Origin of the sequence: Oscillatoria sp. HE19RPO (assembly GCF_024220515.1) — a bacterium.
Lineage (GTDB): Bacteria > Cyanobacteriota > Cyanobacteriia > Cyanobacteriales > Laspinemataceae > Laspinema.
Map to the genome: position 1 here is coordinate 1 of NZ_JAMXOT010000151.1, position 10861 is coordinate 10861.

Genomic DNA, 10861 nt, shown 5'->3' on the forward strand with positions numbered 1-10861 from the left:
GTTCCAACAAATAAATCATCCAAATCCCGATGGTTAAGCACCTAACAAGACTGTATTAGCCCGCGCAGGCGGGCTTTGTCCGTGTAGCCCCAGGCTTCAGCCTGCGGGTTTTTTGGGGATTTTATTTTTTGGAGTTCCCTTAGTCCTTTTGCCTTAATTCCTAGGGATAGAAACCGAGTTCGGGCAATCCGAGGGTTTCATCCCAACCCATCATAATGTTCAGACATTGGATGGCTTGACCGGCTTGACCTTTGAGGAGGTTATCAATGGCAGAAATCACGATCGCGCGATCGGTCCGTTGGTCAATTTCGACGCCGAGGTAACACATATTACTGTTCATCGCCCACTTGGTTTGAGGGTAGACTCCTGCTGGGAGGACCCGCACCCAAGGACTATTGCGATAAAATGCCGTGTAAATGGTAACCAAATCTTCCCGGACTAGACCGGGATCCCGGAGGGTGGCGTAGACGGTGGAGAGAATTCCCCGGACCATCGGCATCAGGTGGGGGGTGAATTGGACAAGGATATCCTGTCCGGCGAGATCGCTGCCAATGGCCTCAATTTCTGGGGTGTGGCGATGACGCCCTACCCCATAAGCGGCGACGGAGTTATCCGCTTCGGCGAGGAGGAGATTGGTTTTGGCTTGGCGTCCGGCACCGGAGATGCCTGATTTAGCGTCAATGATGGCGCTATTAGGGACAATCATGCCTTGTTTGAGCAGGGGGGCCAAGGCGAGAATGCTGGCGGTGGGATAGCAACCGGCACAGCCGACGAGTTGGGCATCCTTGATGCGATCGCGATATAATTCCGGCAAGCCATAGACAGCCACCGCAGCGGTTTCGGCATCCGCGCGATCGCCACCGTACCAATTTTTATAGGTTTCTAAATTACTAAATCGATAGTCGGCGGAAAGATCGAGAACCTTACAGCCTTTTTCCAGTAACCGGGGGGCCATTTGGTAGGCTAACCCATTGGGTAACGAGAGAAAAACCACTTGACAGCGATCGGCGATCGTGTCAACATCCACTGACTCGATAATCAGGTCAGTGGCCTGAGAAAGATGGGGATACAGGTCCGAGAAGGGTTTACCGGCACTGCTATCCCCACCTAAGTACACTAAATCCAGTTGGGGATGATCTCTAATCAGTCGAACGAGTTGGACGCCACCATATCCTGATGCCCCAACAATGCCAACCCGCATAGTTTCTAATTCACCCATCACCTTACTCCACTCCAAATATAGAGATCTTGATCGCTCTAGCTGTTGCATTCTAGTATCAAACGGTAAAAGCGATCGTACAAATCCCTACAGCTTTTCCACTTTCCCGAACGGATGCCTGCTGCCCTAGTTCAAAAGAAGGTGAAACCCTCTGTCCTCCTTGATTTTTCCCAGGGAGAATCAGTAAAAATTCCCAGTGAGAAAATCAAGGGCCTGCATCTGGGAATCAAATACTCTACCGGCGGCCTGGGTGGGACTTTCTAACGATTGGGATACCAAAACATTCCTTTAATGCCCTCGGGATCGGACATAAATCCCAAGGTGCGGTAGAACTCGACTACATGAGGGTCGGCAAACAGGGTGATATTGCTAATATCTTCACTTCGCAGACGCTTGATGGTGTAATTCATCAAGGACTTGCCGAACCCTTTGCCTTGGTATTCGGGATGAACCACGACATCCCAGATGGTGGCATTAAAAGCGTGGTCTGAGGTGGCGCGGGAGAAGCCGATCAAGCGACGGGTTTTGCCGCGCATTTCCCACATAGAAACCACGAGAAAGCTGTATTGAATTGCTTTTTTAACTTTACGCAGGGGGCGACGAGACCAGCCGACTGCATCACAGAGTTCTTCTAGTTCATAAAGGTCGATATCTCGATCTGTACTGAAATAGACACGAGGATTGGTGCCGGGGCGATCGCTCGTCCCGGCAGATTGATATCCCTCGATTTGCGCCCCGATCGGCGCAGAAGACGTATCAGAACCGCTAAATAAATTTTTCCAAAAACCCATGAAGGTTTGGTTAGGGTAGGAGAACGGGGTGGACAAGCGCTATCCCCCACCGAGGATAAGCATGGGATGCCAAGAGATCGACCCTATTTAGGGCGATCGCGAGGTTGAACAAACGATAAACTGCTGCCTGACGGTGCAACGGAATGGCGTACCCGTTTATGATTGTACAGTGGCAAGTCGCGACTTACGCCGAATCGCCAGGAAGATGCTAACCCTTCCATCAAGGAAATGGCTACACTGAAATCCCTAGGACTAGGAGGGATGAATGGCCCTAAGTTTCAGGCAAAAGACCGAGAGAATCGCAATCCCCCGTAGCGATCGGCGCAGTGTCCCCCATGATGGCATAGGATTAATATAGCAATCTACCTCAGCCCAGTTGATGCACCCCTGTCTTGATATAGGCCCCCAATTGCGATCGGGAGCTGACGAGACCGGGTATGCCCCCTTTGTCCAGATTAGCCGAGGCTCAACCCGTCCCCCGAGATTAGCCTCGGCTTAAACTTGTCAACAGGCCACCCTTGGGTTGGGGGAGATGCTGCTTTGCATATCATTGCGAGTCGTGCATTGGCTCGGATCCCAGGGGATGACAGTTTCAGCTAGGGTTAAACAGGACGAAACTTTAATAGCTTTCGCCATCCAATTATTGCTTTATCGTAAAGGACCCTGGGCTGCTGTCTTCCTTTGTGTTTTTGACAGGATCTAGCGAGTTCTCCCACACCCCAATATGGCACCGGGTTTAAAATCATCCACGATGGACCTGCTCAAACGCTTTAACCGAGCGTTTCCGCAGTTCTACGAACAATTTGTCAGCAGTGAAATTCAGCTCCAAAACCTCAAGCTCGCCTACCAGCTTTACCGCACTAAACAAGCGGTCATTGAACTCAGAACCGAAGGGACCAAAAGTGCTCTGCATTTTGCCTACCGCAATCAATCTTTTTTGCTGAGTGACATTTTTGGGGTTCTGGCTGCCTATGGGCTCACGATCCACAGTCTGAGTCTTTACGGCCAAATTTATCCACCGATGTTGGTCTTTATCAAGTTGGTGGTGTCTCGGGGGGGTAAAGCACTCACAGACAAGACTGGAGAAAATGTCTGTCGGGCTGTTCGTGAAGCCTTGGCGGGTCACTTTGAAGTGGAAGAGATGCTGGCGGTCGAATTCAATCTGGATGCCGGTTTAGAGGACGTGGAAACCGAGTTCTATGTCGATCCGGTTTTCCATCTTCCCGCCCTTCTGATTGAAGCCGATAACCAGCCGGGATTGTTCTATAAAGTGATGTACGCCATCTGGCAAGAGGATTTGCTGGTCGTGAATGCGAATTTACTGGTTTGGCGGGGCCGCACCCGCCTGATTTTGTATTTACTAGGACCCAATGAAAGTCTGATTCCCGAATACCTCGGACAAAAGATTGCTGAAGGCGTGCGGCAGCGACTGCTCGGGAGGCGCTTTTAATCGGCACTTTGGCCCTAGCTATCCTCAAGTCCATCCCACCTTCTGATACGGAATCCGGTTCTCAAAGTCTATAAAAACCCACACCCTCAAGGGTGGAGGCTCACCGGACGTTAGCGAAGCCATGCCCCTTGGGCTATAGCCTGCCGACGCCGGCTGAAGAGAAAATCGACTTGAGACAACCGGATTGGGTATGAAAACCCAAGGTTTCGATTTTTGAACAGAAGGAGGCTTTATTCTCCTCCCGCTACTGTGGTGGTCCCCTTGGACCGGCTGTGTCGATCGCTGGCTTCTCCCTCGTCTGCGATCGCCTGAGTGATTGTATTCAGACGATTTCTTCGCTCTTGATAACAACATGGAAACGATTGACATCCTGGGGGTTCCTCACGCTTATGAACTCACAGACCCTCGCCCCTCTCCCCATGTTCTGGTCTTTATCCACGGTTGGCTCCTCAGCCGCCGCTATTGGCAACCCCTAATCGATCGCCTGTCGGTAGATTACCAGTGCCTCTGTTATGACTTACGCGGATTTGGGGACTCTCAACCCTATCCCCCCCCAACCCCCCAGTTCCATGCAGGCTACACTCCCAGCGCCTATGCCCGCGATTTGGAAGTCTTGCTGGACAAACTCAATATCTCCACCGCATGGCTGATTGGTCACTCCCTCGGGGGCAGTATCGCCCTGTGGGGCGCTTCTCAACTCCCCGCTAAGGTGAAAGGGGCGCTCTGTGTCAATTCCGGAGGCGGCATTTATCTTAAAGAAGAATTTGAGCGCTTCCGGGCTGCCGGTCAGGTCTTTGTGAAAATGCGCCCCCGTTGGCTGTGCCATCTCCCAGGCATTGATTGGTTATTTACTCGCGATAGTGTTGCCCGTCCCCTCCCTCGTCACTGGGCAAGGCAAAGACTCCTGGATTTTGTGATCGCTCACCCAGAAGCGGCGATCGGGGCCTTGCTCGATTCCACGACGGAAGTGGAGGTCCACCGCCTTCCTCAATTGGTCTCCCAACTCACCCAGCCGGTTTATTTCATCACCGGCACAAAGGACAAGGTGATGGAACCCAAGTATGTTCGGCATTTGGCCAGTTTTCACTCCCTCTTTGAAGATGAGGGGATGAATGTGATTGAAATTCCGGACTGCGGCCATTTATCAATGGTGGAGCAACCGGAGGTGGTGGCGGCGGAAGTTCGCCAGATTCTGGGGAATCATGGTTAGGACCAGGCGGTTTGTAGTAACCCCTGAAGGGGTTTCTTGAAGATGACTCAGTAACGGAGTCACGACGAACGTTTTGGGGATTTTATTTTTTGGAGTTCCCTAAATAAAGCTGGTTGGCATCAGTTAGGGCCATGCGAGATTGAGCGCCGGTGGTCAGGGGGCTGCGATCGCCTCGGTTGAGGCGATCGGCTGCGGCACAGGCAATCATCGCCGCGTTATCGGTGCAGTATTTCAATGGGGGAAATAACACGCGCAAGTTATGAGGGGCAGCATCCGCCAGCAGGTGTTCTCTCAGGGCGCTATTGGCCGCGACTCCACCCCCAATGACGATGGTATCCCGACTGCGATCGCGGGCGCAGGCAATGGCCCGTTTGCTTAAGGCTCTGGCTACCGTATCCTGAAAACTGGCCGCTATATCGTTAACCGGCAGTTCCTCCCCAGTTGCTTTGAGTTTCTCCACCAACCTTAAAACAGCGGTTTTCAACCCACTAAAACTGGTGTCATAAGGATGATACCCCCCGGAGGGCAGTCCAATTTTGCCCTCGGGTAGCTTAAAGGCTTTGGGGTTCCCGGATTTGGCAAGGCGATCGATGATTGGCCCTCCGGGATACCCCAGATTTAACAATCGCGCTACTTTATCAAAGGCTTCCCCGGCAGCATCATCCCGGGTTTGTCCCAAGGTTTCATAAACACCCCCCGCTTGGACATCAATCAAGCTGGTATGACCCCCGGAGACTAACAGGCAGATAAATGGGGGTTCTAAGCTGGGTTCGGTGAGGTAGGAGGCATAGAGATGTCCTTCCAGGTGATGGATGCCCAGAAACGGTTTTTGATGCAGCATGGCGAGGGTTTTGCCAGCGGTGAGGCCGACTAAGAGAGCACCGACGAGTCCCGGGGTGCAGGTGGCGGCGATGCCATCAATGTCGGACCAACTGAGTTGGGCTTCCGCTAACGCTTGGGCGATCGCCCCATCAATGACTTCTAAATGAGACCTTGAGGCCACTTCAGGAACTACGCCGCCATACTGCTGATGTACTGCAATTTGCGACGAAACCACATTACTACTCACTTCACGATTCTTTACAATTGCTACCGCAGTTTCGTCACAACTTGTTTCAATTGCTAAAACGGTTGCCATTGGCTGGTAATTTTTGGAATATTAGGTTAACTATTGCCTAGCTTAATCTTTACGAGGTTGTCTTAGCAGAGTATGATTTTCTGGAAGTTCCCAGAACTCACCTGCTCTTACCCGATCGCGTTTGATCCTCGGTGTCGCCCTCCTGTCCGGGGGAGAATGACTTTAACCCTCTTTCTCCCACAGCTTGAGCAAAAGAACCCACAGATCGATAAACTAGATCGAGTAACAAAGCAGCCTCCGGTTTTGTTAACAATCTTGATGTTTCGTAACAAAAGGAAACAATTCTATGGGACGATTGTTCGCGTTGGTTCTGACGATTTGCCTTTGGTTCAGCTTTGCCCCTGCTGCAACTGCTGACTCCTACCAAAACCTCACCCCTTGCAGTGAGAATCCGGCATTCGTCCAAAAGGCTAAGAATGCTAAAACCCCAGGTGCAAAAGCTCGCTTTGAGAAATATTCCACCTTACTCTGTGGACCTGAAGGTTATCCTCATCTGATTGTGGATGGCAACTTGGCCCACATTAATGAGTTTGGCATTCCGAGCCTACTATTTCTCTATATTGCAGGATGGATCGGCTGGGCTGGCCGTTCCTATCTAATTGCCGTTCGTGGCAGCGGCAGTGCTGAAGAAAAAGAAATTATCATTGACATTCCTTTGGCAATCAAATGTTCTTTAGGTAGTGCCGTTTGGCCTTTGGCTGCTTTAGGAGAATTTACCAGTGGTAAATTCCTGGCCAAAAATAACGAGATTACTGTCTCTCCCCGTTAGGAAAGCCCTGTTGAAAGTGATTTGAGATTTTAGATAGTCTAAAATCTCAAATCTCAATATTAACCTGTCTTGGATTTAGGAGAAGCGTTCATGGATTCTTTCGTTAAGTTTCTATCCCTCGGGCCAGTTGTATTAATGGTATGGTTGTCCTTCACAGCGAGTCTCTTGATTATCGCCAACAACATCTATCCTGATGCCTTAGTTCCTCCGTTCTAAGGATGGCTACAGACCAATCAAGACCGACCCGTTGGGATTGATTTAAACAAAAAGCGATCGCTTCTATGTGAAAAGATAGAGGCGATCGCTTTTTGTTTAAGACCCATACAGTAAAAACCCGCACCCGTGCATGGTGGGGCTATACAGACAAAGCCCGCCTGCGCGGGCTAATAGAGAAAACTGACTTTTTAGAACCAGATTTGGGATGAAACACCTACTTTACTCTTGTAGCCTGCGAAGGCAGGCTTTGTTCGTATAGCCCCACCATGCACGGGTGTGGGTTGTGGCTATTTTATTGTTTGGAGTTGCATTAGGAAACTGGGGCAAATAACGCCATCTCGATCGCCTCTAATGCCCGGTCAAAATCATCATTCACAATCACAATATCAAACTCATCGGCAGCAGCAATTTCCACTTGAGCCCGATGCAGACGACGGGCGATCGCCTCCTCAGAATCCTGACCCCTCAACCGAATCCGCCGTTCCAACTCCTCCGGCGAAGGCGGTAAAATAAACAACTGCAACGCCCCGGGGAACGTTTCTCGAACTTGCCTCGCCCCTTCTAACTCTATTTCCAAAACCACTAATTTCCCCTGGGCGATCATCTCTTCCACCGGGGTTCTCGGAGTCCCATAACAATTTCCTGCAAATTCTGCCCATTCCAACAATTGACCTGTAGCAATTAACTCTTGAAATTGCTCTCGGTTCACAAAATAATAATGCCGCCCCTCAATTTCTCCCTCCCGAGGCGCACGAGTTGTCACCGAAATCGACAACTCCAATTCCGGATGACGTGCCAACAGCGATCGCAGCAACGTTCCCTTCCCCACCCCACTCGGACCCGTAAACACAATTAATTGACCCATCTGCATCACTTAGATAATCCCTTCCTAGACCCAAAAATTGCCCACTCTTCCCAAAACAGGCCGCCGGAACGTTAGAGAACTGAAACGCCGCCTCCCTTGGAGAACCCAGTCAAGCTTTTCCTAGATTTTATTAACTATCTTTACTGGTAACGAACCGATTGGCAACCGTCTCCGGCTGAATTGACGAAAGAATCACGTGACTCGAATCCATAATAATCACCGCCCTTGTCCGCCGTCCGTAAGTCGCATCAATCAGCCGATTCCCCTCCCGCGCCTCCGTGACAATTCGCTTGATGGGGGCCGATTCTGGACTGACAATGGCAATCACTCGATTCGCACAAATGATATTCCCAAACCCGATATTAATCAGTTGAATATCCATAAATAGGACCGTCCTCGGGATGTAAAATGTTTTTTCTTCTCAAAGCAGTTTGAACCCAAAAAATGACAGATCAGGAGATTTCGGGTTCGGGAACCCCCTCCGGTCCCCGGGTTGCGGGGAAAATTTTTACTAAAAATGCTGTAAACCTCAGCAGGGAGGTTTTTCAGCTTGTGGGATAGGATAGCCCTCCCCAAGAGACAGTAGCGGGAATCGGAATTCAGCAGCCGGGAATGATACCCTGAATAGGGGCAGAATTTAGGATTTCCTATCGCCCTCCCTGGAAGGAGCCGAATTGCGATCGCCATCCAGAGTCCTGACGGATTTCAGACTCTTGCGGGATTGACCGCGATCGCGCTCTAATTTCCATAGTATCTACAAAATTTGGGCAAACTCGACAATCCCCTGCAATCGGCAAGGCAATTCAGGGATTATGGAGAGTTTTGGGGTGCTTTTTGAGAATTTGATGACTTGGATTGTAAATTTACGGGTATTTTGGACCATTAGCGATGCAACCTGTTGACTTGACTACCCTGATCGCCGCCTATAGCGAGTTGCGAACCACTTGGTTACCGGCGCGACTCGAACAGGTTTATCAGCGCGATCGCCATACCATTTTTTTAGCCCTGCGCACCCTCACCGGGCGCGGATGGTTGGCGGTTTCCTGGCATCCCACTGCTGCAAGGTTGCATCTGAGTGACCCACCCCCGCGTAAACCGGATACTTTTACCTTTAGTGACCAATTGCGCCATCAACTGGGAGGTTTGGCATTTGTGGCGATCGCCCCCGTCTCTCCCTGGGAACGCGCCCTGGACCTCCAATTTGCCAAACGTCCAGGGGACCCGATCCTCTGGCATTTATATATCGAAATCATGGGCAAACGCAGTAACGCCATCCTCGCCAATGCCGACAATCAAATCGTCACTGCCGCCCATCAAGTCAGCGAAAAGCAGTCCAGTATCCGCCCCATCCTCACCGGCGCACCCTACGCCCTGCCTCCCAGTTTGACGGACCCGATCCCCAGTCTGACGGAATCGCAATCGCGCTGGCAAGAACGGATTGCCCTAATTCCGGATGCTTTGGGACGGCAAATGCTGAAAAGTTATCAGGGTTTGAGTTCTCATTTGGTGAAAGCGGCGATCGCCTCTGCCAAACTCGACTTTGAACAATCCACCCACAGTCTGACCCAGGAGGATTGGGACCGCCTATTTGCTTCCTGGCAACAATGGCTAAACTTTATCCAAACCTGTCAAACTGGCGATTTATCCGCAATCTATCCCCATTGGACAGAAACCGGATATCAAGTCATCAACTGGAACCACAATCCAGAACCCCCGGATTTCAAGTCAGTTCAAGACTTATTAAATCGATACTATACCGATGAACTGAATCGGTTTGACTTTAAGCAACTGCGCCATCAATTGAGTCAAAAACTCTCTAATCTCCTGAATAAATTGCGAGTCAAAGGGCAGGGATTTGAAAACCGCTTGCAAGAATCTTCCGAAGCGGACGACTATCGGGCAAAAGCGGATTTATTGATGGCGAACTTGCAGGAGTGGCAACCGGGGATGAAGGCGATCGGCCTGCCCGACTTTGAAACCGGCGAACCCGTCACCATTCCCCTAGATTTAGAAAAAAATGCCGTCCAAAATGCTCAATCTCTCTACAAACGCCACCAAAAACTCAAACGGGCAAGGGGTGCTGTCGAACCCTTACTCGCTGCGGTTCGCCAGGAAATCGACTACTTAGAACAGATTGAGGTTGCTATTTCTCAAATCGATGACTATCGGGAACCGGCAGATTTAAAAGCATTGGCGGAAATTCGCGAAGAGTTCATCCAGCAGGGATATCTCAGCGACCCCGAGTACAAGCGTCAAACCCAGGAATCGACCCCGGAGTTTTACCACTTTGTCTCTCCCAGTGGGTTTGAACTGCTGATCGGGCGGAATAATCGCCAGAATGATGTGTTGAGTTTTCGGGTGGCGACGGATTATGACTTGTGGTTTCACACCCAAGAGATTGCCGGGAGTCATGGGTTGTTACGCCTACCCCCGGGGGCAGTTGCCGATGAAGCGGATTTACAATTTGCAGCGGATTTAACCGCTTACTATAGCCGCGCCCGTCACAGTGAGCAAGTCCCGGTGGTGTACACCGAACCGAAAAATGTTTATAAACCCAAGGGGGCGAAACCGGGAATGGTCATTTATAAGCATGAGCGCATTCTCTGGGGCTGTCCTCAGCATTTTACCCCGCAGGCTTAATGTTTGATTATGGAAGTCAGAAGATTGGATAAAATTTACTGACCTCTAGGGAAAAATACGGAAGGATGCGATCGTGTCTTCTGTTACAATACGCCTTGAGGAAGAGATTTAAGAATCAATCGCCTTCTGCAAAGTTGGGAACGCGCAGTGAGGATTTCCTCGAAAAGAAACGACAACGCAAAGGGTATTTTTTTAGGGTGACCAGCTAGAATTCTAGCTGGTCTTTTTTCTTTTGAGGCAGAAACCCGGTTTCTAGCCCCCCACCCAGATTCAGAAACCGGGTTTCTTAACCAAATTTCTGAGAATGAACCAAAATCTATGCAGAAACCCGGTTTCTAGCCCCCTACCCAGATTCAGAAACCGGGTTTCTTAACCAAATTTCTGAGAATGAACCAAAATCTATGCAGAAACCCGGTTTCTAGCCCCCCACCCAGATTCAGAAACCGGGTTTCTCGACCAAATTTCTGAGAAGGAACCAAAATTATCGCAGAAACCCGGTTTCTCAACCCCCACCCAGATTCAGAAACCGGGTTTCTTAACCAAATTTCTGAGAATGAACCAAA

The 10861-nt window shown here is 50.3% G+C and carries 10 protein-coding genes; 5 read left to right on the plus strand and 5 right to left on the minus strand.

From position 1 onward, the window contains the following. Positions 1-160 precede the first annotated feature (160 nt). Together argC and NG833_RS14340 are read right to left on the minus strand one after the other, a co-directional pair. Positions 161-1219, minus strand: coding sequence for an N-acetyl-gamma-glutamyl-phosphate reductase (gene argC, locus NG833_RS14335; RefSeq protein WP_254565971.1), 1059 nt, complete (start codon positions 1217-1219; stop codon positions 161-163). A 260-nt stretch (positions 1220-1479) separates the two neighbouring features. Further along, positions 1480-2010, minus strand: a complete 531-nt coding sequence (locus NG833_RS14340; RefSeq protein ID WP_254565972.1) for a GNAT family N-acetyltransferase — start codon at positions 2008-2010, stop codon at positions 1480-1482. A 724-nt stretch (positions 2011-2734) separates the two neighbouring features. Between NG833_RS14340 and NG833_RS14345 the strand changes: the two genes are divergently transcribed. Next, on the plus strand, positions 2735-3460 hold the full coding sequence (locus NG833_RS14345; RefSeq protein ID WP_254565973.1) for a hypothetical protein: 726 nt from the start codon (positions 2735-2737) through the stop codon (positions 3458-3460). 352 nt (positions 3461-3812) lie between these two features. Beyond that, positions 3813-4670: an alpha/beta fold hydrolase gene (locus NG833_RS14350; protein ID WP_254565974.1), complete on the plus strand. Its 858-nt coding sequence runs from the start codon at positions 3813-3815 to the stop codon at positions 4668-4670. Positions 4671-4752: 82 nt separating this feature from the next. Here NG833_RS14350 and tsaD read toward each other — a convergent pair whose 3' ends face one another. Beyond that, a complete protein-coding gene (gene tsaD / locus NG833_RS14355) occupies positions 4753-5808 on the minus strand; it encodes a tRNA (adenosine(37)-N6)-threonylcarbamoyltransferase complex transferase subunit TsaD (protein ID WP_254565975.1) in 1056 nt (351 codons plus the stop codon). A gap of 286 nt (positions 5809-6094) precedes the next feature. Here tsaD and NG833_RS14360 point away from each other — a divergent pair, with 286 nt between their 5' ends. Then, positions 6095-6577, plus strand: coding sequence for a Photosystem I reaction center subunit III (locus NG833_RS14360; RefSeq protein WP_254565976.1), 483 nt, complete (start codon positions 6095-6097; stop codon positions 6575-6577). Between the two features lie 90 nt (positions 6578-6667). Beyond that, on the plus strand, positions 6668-6793 hold the full coding sequence (locus NG833_RS14365; protein WP_254565977.1) for a Photosystem I reaction center subunit IX: 126 nt from the start codon (positions 6668-6670) through the stop codon (positions 6791-6793). 310 nt (positions 6794-7103) lie between these two features. Here NG833_RS14365 and gmk read toward each other — a convergent pair whose 3' ends face one another. Both gmk and remA read right to left on the minus strand, forming a co-directional pair. Then, positions 7104-7664, minus strand: a complete 561-nt coding sequence (gene gmk / locus NG833_RS14370; protein WP_254565979.1) for a guanylate kinase — start codon at positions 7662-7664, stop codon at positions 7104-7106. 124 nt (positions 7665-7788) lie between these two features. After that, positions 7789-8040, minus strand: a complete 252-nt coding sequence (remA, locus tag NG833_RS14375) for an extracellular matrix/biofilm regulator RemA (protein ID WP_015147197.1) — start codon at positions 8038-8040, stop codon at positions 7789-7791. Between the two features lie 506 nt (positions 8041-8546). On the opposite strand from remA, the gene NG833_RS14380 reads away from it, so the two are divergent. Next, positions 8547-10298 carry an NFACT family protein gene (locus tag NG833_RS14380; protein WP_254565978.1) on the plus strand — a complete coding sequence of 584 codons (1752 nt, stop codon included), beginning with the start codon at positions 8547-8549 and terminating at the stop codon, positions 10296-10298. Positions 10299-10861 lie beyond the last annotated feature (563 nt).

What these genes read in the sequence shown, in the direction of transcription:
- argC (WP_254565971.1), bottom strand. Translation starts at nt 1,219, where the DNA reads ATGGGTGAATTAGAAACTATGCGGGTTGGCATTGTTGGGGCATCAGGA.
- NG833_RS14340 (WP_254565972.1), bottom strand. Translation starts at nt 2,010, where the DNA reads ATGGGTTTTTGGAAAAATTTATTTAGCGGTTCTGATACGTCTTCTGCG.
- NG833_RS14345 (WP_254565973.1), top strand. Translation starts at nt 2,735, where the DNA reads ATGGCACCGGGTTTAAAATCATCCACGATGGACCTGCTCAAACGCTTT.
- NG833_RS14350 (WP_254565974.1), top strand. Translation starts at nt 3,813, where the DNA reads ATGGAAACGATTGACATCCTGGGGGTTCCTCACGCTTATGAACTCACA.
- tsaD (WP_254565975.1), bottom strand. Translation starts at nt 5,808, where the DNA reads ATGGCAACCGTTTTAGCAATTGAAACAAGTTGTGACGAAACTGCGGTA.
- NG833_RS14360 (WP_254565976.1), top strand. Translation starts at nt 6,095, where the DNA reads ATGGGACGATTGTTCGCGTTGGTTCTGACGATTTGCCTTTGGTTCAGC.
- NG833_RS14365 (WP_254565977.1), top strand. Translation starts at nt 6,668, where the DNA reads ATGGATTCTTTCGTTAAGTTTCTATCCCTCGGGCCAGTTGTATTAATG.
- gmk (WP_254565979.1), bottom strand. Translation starts at nt 7,664, where the DNA reads ATGCAGATGGGTCAATTAATTGTGTTTACGGGTCCGAGTGGGGTGGGG.
- remA (WP_015147197.1), bottom strand. Translation starts at nt 8,040, where the DNA reads ATGGATATTCAACTGATTAATATCGGGTTTGGGAATATCATTTGTGCG.
- NG833_RS14380 (WP_254565978.1), top strand. Translation starts at nt 8,547, where the DNA reads ATGCAACCTGTTGACTTGACTACCCTGATCGCCGCCTATAGCGAGTTG.